At 72.6% G+C, this 19,373-nt stretch carries 20 protein-coding genes and 1 pseudogene; 6 read left to right on the forward strand and 15 right to left on the reverse strand.

Translation table 11 applies throughout. The annotated features are described in order from the left end of the window. Positions 1 to 818: 818 nt before the first annotated feature. Entirely contained in the window at positions 819 to 1,241 is a 423-nt protein-coding gene (locus J5Y05_RS18305; protein ID WP_210873811.1) for a DUF192 domain-containing protein, read from the forward strand. A 114-nt stretch (positions 1,242 to 1,355) separates the two neighbouring features. Here the strand turns inward: J5Y05_RS18305 and J5Y05_RS18310 are convergent, their stop codons facing one another. The 14 genes from J5Y05_RS18310 to J5Y05_RS18370 form a co-directional block, all read right to left on the reverse strand. Next, entirely contained in the window at positions 1,356 to 1,985 is a 630-nt protein-coding gene (locus J5Y05_RS18310; protein WP_210873814.1) for an OmpA family protein, read from the reverse strand. Positions 1,986 to 1,993: 8 nt separating this feature from the next. Beyond that, positions 1,994 to 2,566, reverse strand: a complete 573-nt coding sequence (locus J5Y05_RS18315; RefSeq protein WP_210873816.1) for a hypothetical protein — start codon at positions 2,564 to 2,566, stop codon at positions 1,994 to 1,996. 34 nt (positions 2,567 to 2,600) lie between these two features. Then, positions 2,601 to 3,200 carry a pilus assembly protein TadG-related protein gene (locus tag J5Y05_RS31905; protein ID WP_247614968.1) on the reverse strand — a complete coding sequence of 200 codons (600 nt, stop codon included), beginning with the start codon at positions 3,198 to 3,200 and terminating at the stop codon, positions 2,601 to 2,603. Continuing rightward, complete coding sequence (locus tag J5Y05_RS31910; RefSeq protein ID WP_247614943.1) at positions 3,197 to 3,394, reverse strand: Flp family type IVb pilin; 198 nt, start codon at positions 3,392 to 3,394, stop codon at positions 3,197 to 3,199. The genes J5Y05_RS31905 and J5Y05_RS31910 overlap by 4 nt, the downstream gene beginning before the upstream one ends. Positions 3,395 to 3,532: 138 nt before the next feature. Next, on the reverse strand, positions 3,533 to 4,402 hold the full coding sequence (locus J5Y05_RS18325) for a response regulator transcription factor (protein WP_210873819.1): 870 nt from the start codon (positions 4,400 to 4,402) through the stop codon (positions 3,533 to 3,535). Positions 4,403 to 4,419: 17 nt separating this feature from the next. After that, positions 4,420 to 5,928 (reverse strand): sensor histidine kinase, encoded by a 1,509-nt coding sequence (locus J5Y05_RS18330; protein WP_372450500.1) that lies wholly within the window; start codon positions 5,926 to 5,928, stop codon positions 4,420 to 4,422. Positions 5,929 to 6,206: 278 nt separating this feature from the next. Continuing rightward, entirely contained in the window at positions 6,207 to 7,094 is an 888-nt protein-coding gene (locus J5Y05_RS18335; protein WP_210873821.1) for a DUF5936 domain-containing protein, read from the reverse strand. 31 nt (positions 7,095 to 7,125) lie between these two features. Next, the gene (locus tag J5Y05_RS18340) at positions 7,126 to 8,070 is read right to left on the reverse strand and encodes a type II secretion system F family protein (protein ID WP_210873823.1); all 945 of its coding nucleotides are present in this window, start codon (positions 8,068 to 8,070) and stop codon (positions 7,126 to 7,128) included. 8 nt (positions 8,071 to 8,078) lie between these two features. Next, on the reverse strand, positions 8,079 to 9,416 hold the full coding sequence (locus J5Y05_RS18345) for a TadA family conjugal transfer-associated ATPase (RefSeq protein WP_210873825.1): 1,338 nt from the start codon (positions 9,414 to 9,416) through the stop codon (positions 8,079 to 8,081). Between the two features lie 583 nt (positions 9,417 to 9,999). Continuing rightward, positions 10,000 to 10,386, reverse strand: coding sequence for a TadE/TadG family type IV pilus assembly protein (locus J5Y05_RS18350; protein WP_210873827.1), 387 nt, complete (start codon positions 10,384 to 10,386; stop codon positions 10,000 to 10,002). A 1-nt stretch (position 10,387) separates the two neighbouring features. After that, the gene (locus J5Y05_RS18355; protein ID WP_210873830.1) at positions 10,388 to 10,780 is read right to left on the reverse strand and encodes a TadE/TadG family type IV pilus assembly protein; all 393 of its coding nucleotides are present in this window, start codon (positions 10,778 to 10,780) and stop codon (positions 10,388 to 10,390) included. Between the two features lie 116 nt (positions 10,781 to 10,896). Beyond that, a complete protein-coding gene (locus tag J5Y05_RS18360; RefSeq protein ID WP_210873832.1) occupies positions 10,897 to 12,267 on the reverse strand; it encodes a CpaE/TadZ family protein in 1,371 nt (456 codons plus the stop codon). Between the two features lie 8 nt (positions 12,268 to 12,275). Continuing rightward, positions 12,276 to 12,983, reverse strand: a complete 708-nt coding sequence (gene cpaB, locus J5Y05_RS18365) for a Flp pilus assembly protein CpaB (protein WP_210873834.1) — start codon at positions 12,981 to 12,983, stop codon at positions 12,276 to 12,278. Between the two features lie 72 nt (positions 12,984 to 13,055). Further along, positions 13,056 to 13,946 carry a hypothetical protein gene (locus tag J5Y05_RS18370; protein ID WP_372450501.1) on the reverse strand — a complete coding sequence of 297 codons (891 nt, stop codon included), beginning with the start codon at positions 13,944 to 13,946 and terminating at the stop codon, positions 13,056 to 13,058. 433 nt (positions 13,947 to 14,379) lie between these two features. Between J5Y05_RS18370 and J5Y05_RS18375 the strand changes: the two genes are divergently transcribed. The 5 genes and pseudogenes from J5Y05_RS18375 (at position 14,380) to J5Y05_RS18390 (ending at position 18,434) form a co-directional block, all read left to right on the forward strand. Continuing rightward, positions 14,380 to 16,092, forward strand: a complete 1,713-nt coding sequence (locus J5Y05_RS18375; protein ID WP_210873836.1) for a chitinase — start codon at positions 14,380 to 14,382, stop codon at positions 16,090 to 16,092. 87 nt (positions 16,093 to 16,179) lie between these two features. Next, positions 16,180 to 16,302: pseudogene (locus J5Y05_RS31915) on the forward strand (transcriptional regulator); the annotation flags it as partial. 11 nt (positions 16,303 to 16,313) lie between these two features. Further along, on the forward strand, positions 16,314 to 16,505 hold the full coding sequence (locus J5Y05_RS18380; protein ID WP_210873838.1) for a hypothetical protein: 192 nt from the start codon (positions 16,314 to 16,316) through the stop codon (positions 16,503 to 16,505). 92 nt (positions 16,506 to 16,597) lie between these two features. Beyond that, a complete protein-coding gene (locus J5Y05_RS18385; protein ID WP_210873840.1) occupies positions 16,598 to 17,107 on the forward strand; it encodes a SigE family RNA polymerase sigma factor in 510 nt (169 codons plus the stop codon). 55 nt (positions 17,108 to 17,162) lie between these two features. Next, the gene (locus J5Y05_RS18390) at positions 17,163 to 18,434 is read left to right on the forward strand and encodes a hypothetical protein (protein WP_210873842.1); all 1,272 of its coding nucleotides are present in this window, start codon (positions 17,163 to 17,165) and stop codon (positions 18,432 to 18,434) included. A gap of 83 nt (positions 18,435 to 18,517) precedes the next feature. Here the strand turns inward: J5Y05_RS18390 and J5Y05_RS18395 are convergent, their stop codons facing one another. Continuing rightward, a complete protein-coding gene (locus tag J5Y05_RS18395; protein WP_210873844.1) occupies positions 18,518 to 19,228 on the reverse strand; it encodes a hypothetical protein in 711 nt (236 codons plus the stop codon). Between the last annotated feature and the right edge of the window lie 145 nt (positions 19,229 to 19,373).

Genomic DNA, 19,373 nt, shown 5'->3' on the forward strand with positions numbered 1-19,373 from the left:
GGCCGGGGCCGGACGCGGGGCGCGGGGCGCGGGCACGGAGCGCGGGGCGCCGGGGCGTGGGGCGCGGGGCGCCGGGGCGTGGGGCGCGGGGCGCCGGGGCGTGGGGCGCGGGGCGCCGGGGCGTGGGGGCAGAAAAAACGGGCCGGTCCGTGGGGGGGATACGGACCGGCCCGAGGGGGGGCTTCCACCATAACCCTTCGTAAGTGATGCCGCGCGCACCGGCACACCACAACTACGCTCCGGAGTCGTCTGGCGACGTGCTGGTGATCGCGGAATCTTCCATTCCACCGGAGACCACGGCCGGAACATGCCGGTTTCCGGCGAAATCACCGGGGCTCAGAGGAGCAACAGGGGCGTTCTGGAGGAATCGGCGCGCGCCGTGCGCCACGCAAGTGATTGCCCCCGCATCCCTCGACCGGGTGACCTCCGCGAGGAACGCGAAGTTGACCCGGCACCGCGCAGCCCCCTCCACCGCGCGGTGCCGTTCCGCGCAGCTTTGCTGACGCGAATTACCTGATCCGAACCTACGTGACCAGCCGGTCCGGTTTCGACCCCGCGGACGCCTGTGCGGGTAACGATGTGGAAACCTTGTGAGGATCGGGGGGCGATTCCGCACGCTCCCTCCGGGCACGCGAATGTTTGCGAAGGTGTGCCGCTTAAGCCCGATTGGCGCGCGGTGTCCGGAGGTGTGGTGCCGGATGTGTGGTGCCGGGGGTGCGGTGCCGGGGGTGCGGTGCCGGGGGTGCGGTGTCCGGGGTGCACTGTCCGGGGGCGCGGGTACGGATGGCGGCGACGGGCGGGACGAGGGGAGGGCCGGTATGGCGCGGCGACGGTGGCGGGACGGGCACGGCGTTCTGGTGGTGGGCGCGGGGGCGTGCGGGGGCGGTGCCGGTACTGGGCCCGGGGCCGCCGGGGACGCGGGGAGCGCTGCCGGGGAGGTGCGGGTGCCGCTGGAGGTGGCCGCGTCCTACCGGGCCCGTACGAGGGGGCTGTTGGGCCGGGACGCCGTCGAGGGGGCGATGCTGCTGACGCCCGCCGGCGGGGTGCACACGTTCCGGATGCGGATGCCGATCGACGTGGCGTACCTCGACCGCCGGTTCACCGTCCTCGCGGTGCGCACCATGGCGCCGGGCAGGCTGGGCCGGCCTCGGCTGCGCTCCCGGCACGTACTGGAGGCGGCGGCCGGAGCCATGGCCGGGTGGGGGGTGCGGGCCGGGGTGCGGGTGTCGGTTGAGACGTAGGCGTAGGCGTAGGCGGAGGCGGAGGCGGAGGCGGAGAGGTGGACGTGGAAGGGGGCGGCGGAGGAGTGGGGGTGGCGCGGGCCGTCCTGGCCGGCGGGCCGCTCCTCCGGCCGCTCAGCCGTCCGCGCGGGGGAAGGAGACCTCGACCCTGCGGTTCTTCTTGCGGCCGGCCTCCGTGGAGTTGTCGGCGATCGGGTAGTCCTCGCCGTATCCGCGGACCTCGTAGGTGACGCCGGAGTCGTTCAGGGACTGGGCGAGGAGTTCCTGTACGGCGTTGGCGCGCTTCTTGGACAGCACCTCGCCGTGGGCGGAGGAGCCGAGGTTGTCGGTGAAGCCGAAGACCCGGATCTTGGTGGCGTTCTGCGCCTTGATCTCCTCCGCGATGCCGGTGATGCGGGACTGGGCCTCGGCGCCGAGCTTGGCGCTGTCCTTGCCGAAGAGCACCTCGGCCTGGAGGGCGAACGTCACGTTCGTGTTGGTGTCCTCGCGGCGTTCGTCGCCGCTCTGCTCCTCCACGACCGACTTGATGTCCAGGACCTTGGCCTGGGCGAGGGTGGCCCCCTCCGGAAGCTTCAGGTCCGGGTCGGCCGCGTCCACCTCCACCGGTGCGGCGGCGGACACCTCGGTGCCGGGGGGCCCGACGGGGTCGTCCTCGGCGCGGGCCGCCGTGGCGGCGTGCAGGTTCGCCGCGAGCAGCACGGAGGCGGCGGTGAGGACCAGCGCGAAACGCGGTACGGCGGTCATGGGGGGCCTCACCCGGAGATCGTGATGGTCGCGCTGGCGAAGGTCGGAAGCTGGAAGGTGACCTCGCTCGTGTCGGCGGGCGGGGCCGGGAACTGCATGAAGACGGCCAGGGTGTCGCCCGCCTTGATCGACGAGAAGCCCGTGGTCGTCAGGGGGCGGCCGTCGGTGTCCCGCAGCACGTAGTACCGCTTCTTCCCCTTCGGGTCGACGAGTGTCGCTCCGCCGAGCGACCTGCCGTTCTTGATGATCTCGGTCTCGTTGCCGCTCAGCGCGGAGGGGATGGGGACGTTCTTGTCGGCGTCGTTCTTCAGTTCACCGTTCACCGTCACGAAGCCCCCGGAATCGCGCTCCGCCGAAGTGACGCGCATGAGCAGCCCGTTGGAGCCCTTCAACTCGGCGAGTGGCGCCTCCGACTTGCCGTCCTGCGTACTGGGCCCGGGGCCGCTCTCCCCGGAGGCGGAAGCCGACGCCTTCGGCTTCTCGTCGTCACTGCCGCAGCCGGCCGCGCCCAGGGCCAGACCGGCCGCGACGGCCAGGGCGAGCGCCCGCCTGTGGGCCACCGATGTCAACCGCATGCTCATGCGTTGGCTTCCTTCATCGCTCGTCGTTCGTCCGTCATTCGGCCAGGTGCACGTCGAAGAGATCCTCGGGACCGGGCAGATCGGTCAGGTCTTCCGGGTCGAGCGTCCACCGGTCACCGTCGCAGGTGAGTTGCGGCAGTACGTCGTCCTCCGCGTCCTCGGCGGGGAGTTCGAAGTCGCAGCGGGACTCGATCACGGCGGTGGCGGACTCCCGGGACCTCATGTCCTCGGTCCCCGGCACGATCGATTCCCCGACCGTGCGGTCGGTCTCGACCTCGACGGTGAATCCCAGGAGGCCCTTCGGGGTGCAGGTGAGCACATGTGCGTCGTTCCGGGCGGCCAGTTCCTCGGCTTTCCGGCACGAAGGTTCCGACACGTCGACGTCACCCTTGAAGACGGCTCGCCAGTTGGACGGGTCGAGGATGTCCTCGAGCCACCGTCCGGCCAGTTGGTCACGCCGGTCCTGGGCCGCCGCGAGGGCCGCCGCGTCGGCGGCGGTCTGGGCGCCGTTCCGGTTCGCCGCGGCCTGGCCGACCGCGAGGTAGGCGAACGCGAGGAAGAGCAGGCCACCCACCACCGTGATGTAGATGGGAAACGCCTGCCCCGCGTCACCGAGCCGACGAACCCGCGTCAGCCGCCCGTGACTTCGCCGATCTTCGCCGTGATCGCATCGAAGATCGACTGCCCGATGTCCGTCCCCGTGATGGCCAGGACGATGGCGACGACCACGGCGATGATGCCCAGGTATTCCACCGCCGTCTGGCCCCGGTCGTCGCGGGCCGTGCGGGGGTGCAGGTGGGCGGCGATGGTGCGGAGCCAGTTGGTCATGGGGTTCCCCTCCCGGGTGGCCGGTGCCGCTGTCGGTGGCTGGACGGTACGGCGGGACGTGCCGGTCGGCGGAGGGCCCGTGGGCCCAAATCCGGGCCCAAAACCCGGGCTCGTGCGTGTCGTTCCTCGTCCCGTCGGTCATCGCGGGTCACCGTCCGGTGCCGTGCCGAGCCACTTGGCGGTTGCCTCGGACCGGCTGGTGCTGTGGAGCTTGGCGAAGATGCGGTTGATGTGGTTCTTGACCGTCTTCTCACTGATGAAACAGGCGGCGGCGATCTGCTGGTTGGTCATGCCGGATGCGATGAGGTCCATGATCTCCACCTCCCTGGTGCTCAGTCGGTAGCCGGACCGGTCGGGAGCGGTCGACGTCGACTGTCTCATGAAGAGTTGCAAGTGCGAAAGCGATTTGAGGGAATTTCCTCTATCGCGCTGCGGGGACAGGGCTGTTGGAGATATAGAGGCGTGTGCACTCGCACTGTCCCGGCCCAGGGTGTCCGGCAGGGGCGTGTCCGGGGGCGGGCTCTGCCGCACGTGGGTGAGCAGCGCTTCCGCCGCCGTCGGGGTGAAGTGGGCGCGGCCGTGCCGGATGTCCCGTACCGCCGTCACCAGGGCGTCGGCCGTGAACTCGCCGTGGACCAGGTAGCCCCCCGCCCCGCGTCTGAGCGCCTCCCGGACGATCGCCGACTCCCCGCTGTACGTCAGCATCATCACCGGGGCGATGCCCACCAGGTACGGGAGGGCCGAGATGCCGTCGACGACGGGCATGCGGACGTCCAGGAGGACGACGTCGGGACGGTGGCGGTGGGTCGCCTCGCACGCCTCACGGCCGTCGGCGGCCTCGGCGACGACCGTGATGTCCGTCCGCCCGGAGAGCAGGGCGGTCAGTCCGGCGCGGACCACGGGGTTGTCGTCGGCCACGACGACCCGCAGCGCGGCCGGCCCGGCGGCCTCCGGGAAGGGGAAGGGATGGGGCGGGGTCCGGGTGTCGTGCGTGGTGTCGTCCCGCATCGGCGGGCCTCCTCTCGTCAGATGGTCGTGGTGCTGAGGGCGGTTCCGGTCAGGGGGAGGTCCACGCGGACCTCCGTGCCGGTGGCGTGGCCGCCGCGGCCGACGCGGATGCGGGCGCCGAGGGCCGCGGCGCGCTCGACCATGCCGACCAGGCCGAAGTGACCGGTCTGGCGCAGGCGCGGGAGCGTCGTACCGGGCGGCAGTCCGCGTCCGTCGTCGTGCACGCTGACACGCAGGTGGTCGCCGTGCACGCCGGTACGCACCGTCACGCGGGTCGGCGCCGCGTGGCGGTGGGCGTTCTCCAGGGCCTCCGACACGATGGTCAGGAGCTGGCGTGCCACCGCCGGGGGTACCTCCGGTACGGGCCGGTCGCCCGTGGTCGCGCAGTCGGTGGGCAGGCCGGTGCGCGCCGCGAAGGCGGCGGCCCGCGCGGCGAGTTCGGCCGCCAGGTCGATGCCGTGGTCCGGGTCGGCCACGCGGCGCAGGTCGGTGAGGAGTTCGCGGGACTCCGCCGCCGCCCGGCGGGCCGAGCGCGCGATCAGTTCCGCCTGTCGCCTGGCGAGCGCCGGGTCCATGCGGTCGGTGCCCGCGGTGGCCGCGAGGCCGTCGGCGGCGAGGGCCACGCCGTGCAGGGTGGTCGCCACGGAGTCGTGGAGTTCGCGGGCGAGCCGGGCGCGTTCCGCGCTCACCGCCTCGGTGGCGGCCAGGCGGGCCCGCATCGCCGTCAGGGCCTCGGTGGCGGAGCCGAAGCGGAGCAGGAGGCCGCGCAGGCTGGAGCCGGCGGCGCCCGCGATGACGCACAGTCCGGGCAGGAGCAGCGACTCCGCCGGGCCCTGGTGCGGGTCCCGCACCGTCGCGTGGACCAGGAGCAGGATCAGCGACTGGAGGCTCGCGAAGACGGCCGCGCCGCGCCATCCGTAGACGAGGCCGGCCAGCAGGGGCGTGCAGACGCTGACGTAGGCGAGGGGGGTGCCGGGGCCGGCGGAGACGAGGAGCAGCGAGCCGAAGAGGGTGTCCGCGGCGAGGAGGGCGGGGTGGCGCAGGAGGAGGGGGCCGAAGCGTTCCCAGTCGCGGAAGAGGACGTACGAGCCCATGAAGGTGACGACCACGGCGGCGCCGACGAGGCGGGCGCCGAGGCCGGGTTGGGCGTGGAGCAGGGCGACGGGGGCGGCCAGGGCGATCATCGCCATGCGGAAGCCGAAGACCTGGCGGCACAGTGCCTGGAGGGCGTTCACCTGGAGGGTGAGGGCGGGTTCCTCGGCGGTGGCCTCCGGGTGAGGGGCGGAGGTGTGTGCCGGTAAGGGCCCGGTGAGGGTCTCTTCCGACTCCGCCGACACGCCCGGGTCTCCCGAATCGGGCCGTTCTGCCGACACATCCGGAGCACCCGGTGCATCCGGCTGCCGCGACACACCCGACCCGGGCGGCTCGCCGCCTTCTGCCGGCACGTCCGGACCGCCGGGCCGCCGCGACACGCCCGGCTTCCCCGAACGGGACCGCCGTGCCGACACGCTCCTCTTCCCCCACATACCCGACCCGCCCGGCTCCCCGCACTCCCCCGACACCCCGCGGGCCACCGGCAGGAACACGGTCCCCCACCCGGTCACCAGGGCACCCATCCCATCGGCGCCCCCGGCTCCCGTCACCGCACGCCGGGACCGCCTCCGGGCCGTGCTCCGCCGTGCCTCCCGCCGTGCCTCCCGCCGTGCCTCCCGCCGTGCCTCCCGGCGGGCGGCCCTGCGTGCTTGTCGACGCGCGCCCCGCCCCGCCCCCGGCATCTTCACCACAGTCGCCATCACGGCTCCCCCTACTCCCCCGTGAGCGTGCCGAAGTCCGTGCCGGAGCCCAGGATGAGGCCGGCGCCGAGGAGGATCATCGTGGCCGGGACCATGAAGGTGGTGATCATCATCGTGGCCTTGGGCACCGCGCGGGCGGCCTTGCGGCGGGCGTTCTGGGCGTCGGTGCGGCGCATGTCGCGGGCCAGGGCGACGAGGGTGTCGACGATGGGGGCGCCCAGTTCCTCGCCCTGCTGGAGGGCGGTCACGAACATGGCGACCTGCTCGGAGTCGTTGCGGTGGCGCAGTTCCGCGAACGCCTGGCGGCGGCTCATGCCGAGGTCCATCTGGCGCAGGGTGATGCGCAGTTCGTCGGCCCAGGGGCCCTCGTAGTGTGTGGCGACGCGGTCCAGGGCCTGGCGGAAGCCGAGCCCGGCGCCGACCACGACGGCGAGGACGTCGAGGAAGTCGGGCAGTGTGCGTTCGATGACGTCCCGGCGGACGCGGATCGCCGACCAGATGCCGACCTCGGTCCAGAAGGCGCCGAAGGCCAGCAGCAGGAGCGCGACGAGGAACTGTCCGCGCAGCAGGAAGACGAGGAAGCCGAGGCCGCCGAGGAAGCCGTAGACCGCGCGGCGGGCGGCGTAGCGGTTGATGGTGAGGCCGCCGGGGTTGCCCGCGAGGTCGATCCGGCGGCGGTACTTGGCGACCTGGCGGGGGCCCATGAGGCGCAGGACGGCGGGGGCATAGCGCATGCCCATGCGGTCGATCAGCGAGTCGACGGCGCCGGTGCGGGTGGAGCCGACCTCCAGGGCGAGGGCGAGGTCGCCGGGGAGCTTGGCGTCGGCCCGGTACATGCGGATGCCGGCGAAGGCACCCCACACGCCGAGGCCCATCAGCAGGGCGAGCAGAAGTCCCATGCGCGTCTCCTCCCTTCTCTGGCTGTCGTGCCTAGACGTCGATGCGGGACAGGCGGCGGATGAGGACGAAGCCGACGGCGTAGAGGCCGAAGGCGACGATCACCGCCGCCTGGCCGGCCGGTGAACCGGTCATGCGTTCCAGGGCGCCGTCCTTGACACCGTTCATCAGGAACAACGAGCCGACGCCCAGAAGAGGGACGGCGTAGGAGGTCATGTTCACCTGCGAGAGCTGGGTACGGACCTCGCGGCGGGTCTCCTTGCGCTCCTCCAGCGTCTCGGTGAGGTTGCGCAGCGCGCCGACCACCTGGCCGCCCGCCCGGTTGGAGAGGACGAGGGTGGTGACGAGGACGACGAGTTCGCGGGAGGGGAGGCGTTCGGCGAGTTCGCCGAGGGCGTCCTCCATGGAGGCGCCGAGGGCGAGTTGGTCGGCGACCTTGCCGAGTTCCTCGCCGGCGGGGGCCTCCAGTTCCTCGGCGGCCATGCCGATGGCGGTGCGCAGGGCGAGTCCGGCCTGGGTGGCGTTGGCGAGGATGCGGGCGAGTTCGGGGAGTTGGGCGATGAACCGCTCGATGCGGCGCCGGCGCTGCCAGTCGAGGAACTGGAGTGCCGCCCAGAGACCGAGCAGCCCGGCGAGGGGCCCGAAGAACGGGGCGAGCGCCGCCTGCCCGACCAGCCACAGCCCTGCCACGGTGGCCAGCAGGGCGACGGTGAACTCGCCCGGCGTGATGTCGAGGCCGGTCGCGGCGAGCCGGCGTTCCAGCCTGCGGCCGGGCCCGGTGCGCCGCAGCCGGCGGTCGAGGCCGGGGAAGTGGCGCCGGCGGCCGGGGGGCGGGGGGTTTCCGGAGGCGGAGAGGCGTTCGACCAGGGCCTGGCGCTGGGCCCGGCCGGCGGCGTAGGAGTGCATGCCGACGACGGCCAGGACGCAGGTCAGCAGGGTGATGCCGGTGGTGAGCGTGACGAGCGTTTCCAGATCCATCGGGGGTCCTACCTGGCTTCTCGGGTGGTGAGCTGGTCCGCGTGGTGGGCCACGCCGAACGCCTGCGGGATGGGCTGGCTCGCCATGTAGAGGCGCTCGGCGGTGCGGCGCGGCAGCGGGTGGTAGGCGAAGGTGCCGTGGATGCGGCCGTCGGCGCTCATCGGCCGGGCGTCGAAACGGGCGACCGTGGCGAGGCGGTAGGGCTCGCCGCCGTGGCTGGCCAGCAGGGCGATCTCGGTGATGCGGCGGGCGCCGTCGGCGAAGCGGGTGAGCTGGACGAGGACGTCGACGGCGCTGTTGATCTGGTCGTGCAGGGCGACGAAGGGGATCTCCACGTCCGACATGGAGGCCAGGGTCTGGAGCCGGGTGAGGGCGTCCTCGGCGCTGTTGGCGTGGACGGTGGCGAGGGAGCCGTCGTGTCCGGTGGACATGGCCTGGAGCATGTCGAGGGACTCGCCGCCGCGTACCTCGCCGACGACGATGCGGTCGGGGCGCATGCGCAGGGAGTTGCGGACGAGGTCACGGATGGTGATGCGGCCCTTGCCCTCGACGTTGGGCGGGCGCGCTTCCAGGCGGATGACGTGGGACTGCTGGAGCTGGAGTTCGGCCGAGTCCTCGATGGTGATGATGCGGTCGGTCTCGGGGATGAGTCCGGACAGGGCGTTGAGCAGGGTGGTCTTCCCGGTGCCGGTGGCCCCCGAGACGATGATGTTGAAGCGGGCCCGGACCAGTCCGGCGAGCAGGTACAGCATGTTCTCGTCGAGCGAGCCGAGGCCGATCAGCTCCTGGAGGGTGAAGGAGCGGGGGAAGCGGCGGATGGTGAGGGTGGCGCCGCCGAGCGACAGCGGCGGGATGATGACGTTGACGCGTTCGCCACTGGGCAGGCGGGCGTCGACCATCGGGTGTGACTCGTCCACGCGGCGGTTGACGGTGGAGACGATGCGCTCGATGGTCTGCATGAGCTGGTCGTGGGAGGCGAAGCGCAGGGGCAGTTGTTCGACCCGGCCCTCGCGCTCGACGAAGATGGCGTCGGGTCCGTTGACCATGATCTCGGTGATGGAGGGGTCTTCGAGGAGCGGTTCGAGGATGCCGAGTCCGAGGGCCTCGTCGACGACGCGGCGGATGAGCTGGGCGCGTTCGGCGGTGGACAGGACCGGGCCCTCGCGGCTGATGAGGTGGCCGAGGACGCGTTCGAGCCGGGCCCGGCGTTCGGCCGTGGTCAGCGAACTCATCTCGGCGAGGTCGATCTCCTCCAGGAGCTTGGCCCGGTAGGAGGCGACGAGGTGTCCGTCCTGGCCCCGGCGGCCGTTCTCCTCCGGGGAGTGGATGCGTGCGCGCAGGCTCATGCGTCCGGTGCTCCTTGCTCCTCGTTGACGCGGGTGGCGGGGGTGGCGGGAGTGACTCGGGTGACGTGAGTGGCCTGAGTGGCCTGAGTGACGTGAGTGACGCGGGAGCCACGGGAGGGGCGGTTGACGCGGTTCACACTGCTCGTACCATTCACGCGGCTCGCGGTGTTCACGCAAATCGCACTGTTCACACGGTTCACGCAGCCCGTACTGTTCACGCGGCCCGCACTGTTCACACGGTTCACGCCGCATGGGCGGTTCACACGACAGGCGCCGTTCGCTCGGTTCACGCGATTCACACGACTCACGCGGATCGGGCGGTTCACGCTGTGAACATGGGCCGGGCGATTCACGCGGTTTACGCCGTGCACCCCACCCCTACGACCCACGCCGTGCGCTGCGTTCACAGGAACTGCGCAGTTCACACCGCCCACCCCAAATGGGCGATTCACACTGCCCGCCCGGTTCACACGGCTCAACGGGTTCACACAGTTCACGCCGCCCACCCGGTTCACGCGGCTCAGCGGGTTCACGCAGTTCACGCCGTATGCCCGGTTCACAGCACGGATGCCGCTCACGCCACTCACCCGCCCGCCGGATGGTCGAGCGGCATCGTGGCCGTTCTGGTCGCGGTGCCGAAGTCCCAGCCGGGGACGACGGACGGTATGGCGACGCTCGCGGTGACGGTCACCACGTCACCGCCGTACGACGGGGGGCAGTTCGTGCCGTCGGCCAGCCAGGAGCTGACGGCCCGCGCGCAGGCGTCCTGGGCGCTCAACTGGAGCGAGGCTCCGCGGGCCCCGGCGCGGGCGGCGGTGCCGGCCTGCTGGGCGGTGTAGGCGATCAGGCCGAGCTGGACGGCGGCGAGGGCGACCAGGAGCAGGATCGGCAGGAAGCCGAGGTACTCGATGGCCGCCTGGCCCCGGTCACGGCGCGGGCGGCGCGAGGGCGGACTCTGGGCGTACGGCATCTCAGTCGTCCTCCTCCTCGACGGCGCCGGCGTGGCCCGTGACGTCGAAGGGGAAGCCGATCGTGCCCGGGAAGAGGATGGGGACCGTCAGCCGTACGTCGGCGGTGACGTAGCCGCCCCCGGTCGCGCACCGCACGTCGGCGCCCCCTTCCCACGCGCCCGGCAGTTTGTCCCGGCCGGCGTCCTGGCAGGCGCCCTGCCGTGCTCCCCGGTCGGCCGCCGTGGCCGCCCGTACCGCCTCGTCCGCAGCATTCCCCGCGAGGGTGAACGTGTATCCCACGAGGACGAGTTGCCACAGGACCACCAGCGTGGCGAGGATCGCCGGGAGCATGCCGAGGAACTCCACGGTGACCTGACCCCGGTCCCCACCCGGCCCACCTGCCCCGTTCAGCATGCCAGACCCACCAGACCCACCTAACCCATTCAGCCCACCTGCCCCACCTGTCCCACTCAATCCGCCAGGCCCACCGGGCCTACCCGCCCCACCCGACCCCCGCACCCCCCGCCCGCTCATCCCCCACCGCCCTTGCGCCGATGGAAACCGGCCCCGCCCCGGTCGCCGCCCCCGCCCAGCTCGCCCCGCCTGCCCCCGCCGCCCAGCTCCCCCCGCCCGACCAGGTCACCCCCGCCACCCCGACCACCCCGCCCACCTCTCCCGCCCCGCCCGCCCCGGTCCCCCCGGAAGCGGCCCGGCTTGGCGGCGTTCTCCGGGGCCTGGACCAGGCCGAGTTCGGCGGCGAGCGTCCACAGGGCCTGCCGTACGGTGCTCTTGCCGTCGAGGTCGTGGACGCGGCCGGCGTCCACGGCGGCCTGGAGTTCCTTGAAGTGGGCGGGGACGGTGGTGCCCGCGACCTGCGTGCCGGTGATGCGGCGGATCAGCGGGGGCTGGATCTCCGTACCCCGGGTGTGGCGGTTGACGACCACGGTGGTCTCCTCGGCCTTGCGGATCTGGAGCCGGTCCCACATGCGTACCGTCCGTTTGGCGCCCCGGACGGCGACCACGTCGGGGGTGGTGACCAGGAGCGCGTGGTCGGCGCTTTCGACGGCCGCGGCGCCGGCGCCGCCGAGCTGGGCGCCGCAGTCGACGACGACGACCTCGTAGCGCGAGCGCAGGGCGGCGATGACCTGGCGGGCGCCGCGGTCGGTGACGTCCTCGCCGCGTTCGCCCTCGCCGGGGGCGAGGAGCAGGGCGAGGCCGGTGTCGTGGCGGAAGACGGCGTCGGCGAGGACGCGCGAGGAGATGTCGGCGATGGCGGCCAGGTCGGCGACCGAGCGGCGGAACTGCACGTCGAGGTAGGAGGCGACGTCGCCGGTCTGGAGGTCCAGGTCGACGAGGGCGGTGGGCCGTCCGGACGCCTGCGCGGCGAGGGCGAGGTGGATGGCGGTGAGGGTGGTGCCGACGCCGCCCTTGGCGCCGCTGACGGTGACGAGGGTGCCGCCGGGTCCGCCGAACACCTCGACGGCGCTGCCCAGATGGCGGCGCATGCCCGCCGACCACTGGGCCACCGCCCGTACCCGGGCGGCGAGTTCCTCGTGGCCGAGAGGGAGGGCGAGCAGGCCGCGGGCGCCGTGGTCCATGGCGGCCTGGAAGAGGCCGGGTCCGGCGTCGGTGGTGACGAGGATGACGCCGACGGCGGGGAAGCGCAGGGCGATCTCGCGGATCAGCTCCAGGGCGGGGACGGGGCCGATCCGCTCGTGCACGACCACCACCTCGGGCAGGTCGTCGACGGACTCGGCGGCCATGCGGGCGAGGGTGTCGACGAGCTGGGTGGAGTCGGCCACCGGGGCGACGGGTTCGGCGTCCGGGAGCCGGCCGAGCAGGGCGGTGAGGGACCGGAGGGCGTCCGCGTCGCCGGCCGCCGGGAGAATCCGCGTGGGCATGGGGGCTCTCACTTGTCCTTCGCGAGCTCGTACGTGCGGTCCTCGTCCGGGACCGTGGGGTCGCCGCCGGGTGCCACGAGCGCGAGCCGGACCCGCTGGGCGAACGACTCGGCGTAGGTCAGGCGCTGGGCGTCGAGGGTGGACAGGGCGAAGGTGATGGGCACCGCCTCGGTGGCGCGGCGGGCGCGGTTGTCGGCGTCCGGTTCCAGCGAGGTCAGTTCGCCGACGTCGATGACGCGCGCGTCGGTCACGATGATCTTGGACTGGGCCGGCGTGCTGCCCCGTTCGCCCTCGAAGGTGGCGTACACGTTCACGGTGGAGCCCGGCGTGATCTTGCCGGCGACTCCGGTCGCCGCGTCGATCATGATGGCGACCTCCTGCTCCCCCGGGCGCAGGGCGGGCTGGTCGACGACCATGTCGCTCTGGAGCAGGGAGCCCTTCTTGAGGGTGGTGACCGCGATCTTGCCGCGGATGCGGGAGAGGTCGGTGACAGCGTTCTCGGAGAGCCAGCGCTCGGGCATCTCGATCGACTCGAACTGGCCGGCGCCGAGGGCGGTGTAGGGCGGTACGTCGGCCTTGACGCGGTACGCGGTGACCTCGGGGCCGACCTTGGACTTGACGTCGCCTATGACGGAGAGGACCCCGGCGAAGGCGGCGAAGGCGCAGAGGACCGACAGGATCAGCAGGATGACGCCGCGGCGCTGACGGGAGTTCATGAGCCGTGCAACCTCGTTGGGGTTCGGTCGGGCCGGATCGGGAGACGGGCGGCGGGGCCGGGGCGGGCGGGCTCAGCCGGTGAGCATGCGGCGCCCCGGGGTGATCTGCCGCGGGGCGCGGTGCCGGCCGCGGCGGTCGTCGTCGTGGACCGGCGCGGTCGCGGAGCAGAACACGCAGCGGTCGCCGATGACGTCGATGCCGCACCAGTGGCAGGTGGTCCGGCGTACCGAGGTGACCAGTTGGTAGAGGACCGACAGGTCGGGGAGGTAGGCGCAGAACTCGGTGATCCGGCCGGTGCCCCACCAGGCGGACGACTCGGCGGGCAGCGGGGTCTCGCGCAGGCCGAGGATCTTCCAGGAGGGGGCGAGGGTGCCGGTGACCCAGTCGCCGGTGAGCTGGCCCCGGGCGACCAGCAGCCAGGTGCCGAACTCGGGTCCGGCGAGGGCGGCTTCGGGGCCGATGCGTACGAGCTGTGGCTCGGGGTGGGCGACGACGCCGAACTGGCTGCCCGGCATCCAGGACTTGGCGTGCGCCTTGAGGCCGACGGGGACGTGGTCGAGCCGGGCGACGGAGCCGAGCACCGCCCCGGCGTGGATGTAGTGGGTGAGCAGCCGGCCGGCGGAGGCGATGACGCCGGGGCTGAGGTCGCAGGAGGCCAACTGCCGTAACTGGCGGGCGAGGACGGCGAGGCCGAGCGGCGGCAGGGCGGGCCGGAAGAGGGCGATGCGGTCGCTCTCCAGGAGGGAGCGGATGGTACGCAGCCGGCGTTCCGCCGCGGCGGGGGCGGCCAGGGAGCTGACGACGATGAGGTGTCCGTACTGGTCGAGCAGGGCCTGCACCTCGGCGAGCGCCTGTTCCAGCGGGCGCCGGTGTACGTCCTGGAGGACGATCGCGGGCAGCGTCCGCTCGTCCTGCGGCGGCAGCGCCATGTCGGCGCTGGTCACGGCAATGGCAGTTGGCACGCGCGGCTCCCCGTCTCCCCATGCCCGTCGGTACGCCGGGGCAACTCCGGCGCACCCGGATGACTTCACTGCGTGACTACGTGAGCACTGTAACCACCGGCCAGGTGCCCGAGAACAGCGTTTCCGCACCTGCCGGAGAAGTTGTGACCCGCGCAATGCGGCAAACCGGGGCAGGGTGAGCATTTCCCGGATGATCACCATCTCAACCCCCGTCCCTCCGGCGTCCCGCTCCGCGCACCGGACGTCAAGTGCGCGAGGGGTCCGCCCAGTTGGTCTGGACCTAACACTTGACACCTCAATTGGTCTGGACCACCTTGTACTCCAGTGGCGGCCACCGCCCGCTGCCCCACAACTCCCCCCACCCCTCTCCCTTCCCCCCTTTCCCCCCCATCTCCCCCTCTCCCCCTCTCCCCACTTCTTCCCGGAGGTCCCTGTGCAGCCCGCACCCAGACGGCACGGACGCCGCATCCGCATCTGGTCCGGAGCCGTGACCGCCGCCCTGGCCCTCGGCGTGACCGCCGTCGGCCCGGCGTCCGCCGCGGACGTGAACAACGCCCGCAACGCCGGTTTCGAGTCCGGTCTGAGCGACTGGACCTGTTCCGCCAACAGCGGGACGACCGTCTCCTCCCCCGTCCGCACCGGTTCGGCCGCGCTGAAGGCCACCCCCGCCGGGCAGGACAACGCCCAGTGCTCCCAGACGGTCAAGGTGCAGCCCGGCTCCACCTACGACCTGAGCGCCTGGGTGCAGGGCGGCTACGCCTACCTCGGTGTGACGGGCACCGGCACCACCGACGTGTCGACCTGGACCCCCGACTCGCCCTCCTGGAAGCAGCTCTCGACCAGCTTCCGGACCGGCCCCTCCACCACCTCCGTGACCGTCTACACGCACGGCTGGTACGGCCAGTCCGCGTACTACGTCGACGACGTCTCGGTCCAGGGCCCCGACGGCGGCAACGGCGGGGGCAACGGCCCCTCGATCCCGGGCGCCCCGGCCGGGCTGAAGGTCTCCGGTACGACGTCCTCCTCCGTGTCGCTGGCCTGGAACGCGGTCTCCGGCGCCACCGGCTACTCCGTGTACCGCGACGGCGCCAAGGTCACCTCCGTGACCGGCACCTCCACCACCGTGACCGGCCTCGCGGCCGACACCTCGTACTCCTTCCAGGTCGCCGCGACCAACGCGGCCGGCGAGTCCCCCAAGTCGGCGGCGGTCTCCGGCCGCACGGCGCCGAAGGACAACGGGGGCGGCGGCAACAACGGCACCCTGCCCAAGCACGCCGTGACCGGCTACTGGCAGAACTTCGACAACGGGGCGGCCGTCCAGCGGCTCTCCGACGTCTCGGCGCAGTACGACATCATCGCCGTCTCCTTCGCCGACGCCACCGCGACGCCGGGCGCCGTCACCTTCAACCTGGACACGGCCGGCCTGCGCGGCTACACCGTCGACCAGTTCAAGGCGGACCTCCGCGCCAAGCAGGCCGCGGGCAAGAAGGTCATCATCTCGGTCGGCGGCGAGAAGGGCACGGTCTCGGTCAACAACGCCGCCTCCGCGACCAACTTCGCCAACTCCGTCTACGCCCTCATGCAGGAGTACGGCTTCGACGGCGTCGACATCGACCTGGAGAACGGCCTCAACCCCACCTACATGACGCAGGCCCTGCGCGCCCTGTCGGCGAAGGCCGGCCCGTCCATGATTCTCACCATGGCGCCGCAGACCATCGACATGCAGTCCACGTCCGGCGGCTACTTCCAGACCGCGCTGAACGTGAAGGACATCCTCACCGTCGTCAACATGCAGTACTACAACAGCGGTTCGATGCTGGGCTGTGACGGCAAGGTCTACTCGCAGGGCACGGTCGACTTCCTCACCGCCCTCGCCTGCATCCAGCTCGAAGGCGGCCTGGACGCCTCCCAGGTCGGCCTGGGCCTGCCCGCCTCCACCCGCGCGGCGGGCGGCGGCTACGTCGCCCCGTCCGTGGTCAACAACGCCCTGGACTGCCTGACCAAGGGCACCAACTGCGGCTCCTTCAAGCCGTCGAAGACGTACCCGAACCTGCGGGGCGCGATGACCTGGTCCACCAACTGGGACGCCACCGCGGGCAACGCCTGGTCCAACGCGGTCGGCGCGCACGTCCACGCGCTGCCGTAACCGTCCGTCCCGACCGGGACACCGCAGTGCCGAAGCCCCCGCTCACGCCGACGAGCGGGGGCTTCCCCCTTCATCCGGCGCCGTACGGATTTCCTCAGCGGCGAGGCTCAGCTCGCCAAGTACCGTACGCACCTGGACTGGATGGAGCGCATCGCCCTTTCACCCGAGGCATCCCGCGACTTCATCCGGGACGTCGCCAACGGCATGTGAGGAGACGCACCATGGACGGCATCACCTGGGAAGAGCCCTTCTGCGGTGAGGGAGCCAGTTGCTTCCGGCTGGGCACCGACGCGGACGGGAACGCCTACATCGCCATAGCCGGCGAGGAGGACACCTACCTCACCGACAGCCGGGACGCGCTGCGCCGCATGATCCTGGAGATCAAGGCAGGCAAGGCCGACCACCTGCTGTGACGTCCGCCACCACGTCCGGATGAAACATTTCCCCGGCCCCACCGCATCGATGGGGTGAAGGCGGTACCGGACGAGCACGGGGGGCGCGTCGCATGAGGCGGGCGCGGGCGGACGAGTACGGCGAGTTCGCGGAGGCGCGGGCCGGGCATCTGTACCGGTCCGCGTGTCTGATGACCGCCGGGGACACGCACCTGGCCGAGGATCTCGTACAGGAGACCCTCGGGCGGCTGTACGTCCGCTGGGGGCACGTCTCCCGGGTGGAGAACCCGGCCGCGTACGCGCAGACCGTGCTCACCCGGGTCTTCCTCGCCCACCGTAGGCGGCGCGGCAACGGGGAGCGGGCGACGGACGTGTTCCCCGATCTGCCCGGTGCCCCCGACGGGGACGCGCCGCTGCGGCTGACGCTGCTGGACGCGCTCGCCCGGCTGCCCGCCAAGGACCGGGCCGTCATCGTGCTGCGGTACTGGGAGGACCGGTCCGTCGAGCAGACCGCCGACGTGCTGAACGTCAGCTCGGCGGCCGTACGGACGCGGTGCTCGCGGGCGCTCGGCCGGCTGCGGGGGCTGCTCGGCGAGGAACTCTCCGAGTACGCGGGCCGGTGACGGCCGCTTCCCGCCTTCGTCCCTCGTCTCCTCACCTTGGAAAGGGTGGTTCGCCATGCCCGAGAGCCGGGCCCAGGAACCCTTCGAGGACCGGTTGTCCGCCGCCTTGCGCGACACCGGCGACCGCTTCGACGCCGACCGGGCCGCGCTGGCCGCCGGTGGTCTCGCCCGAGGACACCGGACCCGGCTGCGGCGGCGGGCCGGAGTGCTCGGCGGGGCGGCCGGGATCGCGCTGATCGGGGTCGGCGGGGCGCTCTTGCTGCCGGGTGGGGGCGACTCCGCCGGGGCGCGGCAGACACCCGCCGCGGCGCTCACGAGCAGTACCGTCCCCAGTCCTTCCGCCGCCTACTCCGGTGACGATCTGCTCCGGGCGCTCAAGGGCCTCCTGCCCGAGGGCGCGGTCGGCCAGGAGGAGGCGCAGGGTCCGGGCCCGGGTCCGGGACTCCCGCCGTACGCGCGGCTCGTGTTCGACGACGGCAAGGGCGCGGCGGCCGTCGGCGTCGGGCTCGGCCGGGTGGAGCCGGGCAGCCGGGAGGTCCGGGAGCTGACCACCTGCCCGGACCGGACGTTCGTCGCGTACGACGCCTGCACCACCCGCCGGCTGGCCGACGGCTCGCTGCTCATGGTGTTCCAGGGCTACGAGTACCCCGACCGGCGGGTGGACACCAAGTGGTGGTCGGCGGAACTGGTCACGGCCCGGGGGCAGCACGTGACGGTGAACGAGTGGAACTCCCCGGCGGAGAAGGACGCCCCGATCACGCGGGACCGGCCGCCGCTGTCCCCGGCCGAGCTGGAGAAGATCGCCACCGCCGACGTGTGGCGGCGGGTCGTCGACGCGATTCCCGGGGAGCCGGAGGCCGGGGAGGAGGCGGGGGCCTCGGCGACGCCGAGCCGGATGCCGGAGCCGTCGGGCGAGGGTATCGCCGAGGCGTTCTTGTCGCTGATGCCCGAGGGGCTCGACGTCGTCACGAAGGGCGCCCAGGAGACGGGCTACGCCTACCTCGTCGTCGACGACGGCAAGGGCCGCAGCCTCGTACAGGTCAACGTGCAGCCCGACATGCGTGATTCCCGGGACGAACTCTACGGCGACGCCGAGAGGCGGCCCGACGGCACCCTGGTCGCCACGTCGCAGGGGCCCGGCGAGAAGGGCGGCGCCGGGGTCGTGATGTGGACGGTCGACACCATGCGGACCGACGGCCGGCGCGTCGTGATCAGCGCGTTCAACACCGGCGCCCAGCACCAGGAAGCCACCCGGCAGGCCCCGGCGCTGACCATGGAGCAGCTTGAGGAGATGGCGCTCAGCCCGCGGTGGACGCGGGTGCGGTAGCCCTGCCGGGCGGCGGGGGGCGGCGCAACGCGGTACGACCGGTGGGCGGGGGCCACCGGCCGTATGCCGCGGTGTCGGAGGGGCTACTCCTTGGCGGAGGCGGTCTCCTCTGGGTCCTTGGCGGCCTCGGCGGCCTCGGCGGCCTCGGCGGCCTTGGAGTCCTCGGCGTCTTTGGTGTCCTCGGCGTCCACGACGTCCTCAGGGGCCTCGGCCGTGTCCGGCTCCGGCTCCGGCTCCGGCTCGCCGGATTCCTCGCCGTCGTCGAAGTACGCGTCCAGTACCGCGTCGAGGTCGGACTCCCACTGGGCGAACCGGCCGCGGGAGTCGGCGTCGATCTCGATGGGGTACCAGCGGCGGTCCGGCGTGTGCACCGTGACGGTGAACCGCTTGCCGAAGCGCGGCGTCTCCGTCTCGACCGCCCCGATCTCGTCCCAGCGGAACTCGCACTCCTGGTCGTCGAGGGCGAGCCGGACGCCGCGGTGGTCGGCGGTGATCCGGGCGCGGCGGTCGGCGGCCTCGAAGACGGGTCCGTCGACCGGTTCCGCCTCCGGTGTGCCGTCCTCCCCGGGCGCGTCCGCGGAGTCCGCCGGGTCGTCCGCCGGGTCGGCCGCGGCGGCCGGTGCGGGGGCGGTGTCGTCGGCCTCTCCGGGCTTCGGCACCGCCTCGCGCGGCTCCGCTTCCTCCGTGGGCTTCGCGTCCTGCGGCGTTGCGGGGCCCGTGATGCCGGGGACGAACGCCGGGTCGGCCGCGGCGCCCGTCAGGGGCTGGATGCTGGGTCCTATGCGCTGTTCCACGCGGGAAGTATGGACGACGTTCCTGTGCCGGGAACAGTCAGCGCTCCCTTCACCCCCTTTGGTACCACTCCGAGTTGTCCGGATGACGCCGGGACGGCGCACGCGCGCCCCTGTTCGCGCGCGGCACCGCCGGTCCGGCCGCCCG

Origin of the sequence: Streptomyces tagetis (assembly GCF_018069565.1) — a bacterium.
GTDB lineage: Bacteria > Actinomycetota > Actinomycetes > Streptomycetales > Streptomycetaceae > Streptomyces > Streptomyces tagetis.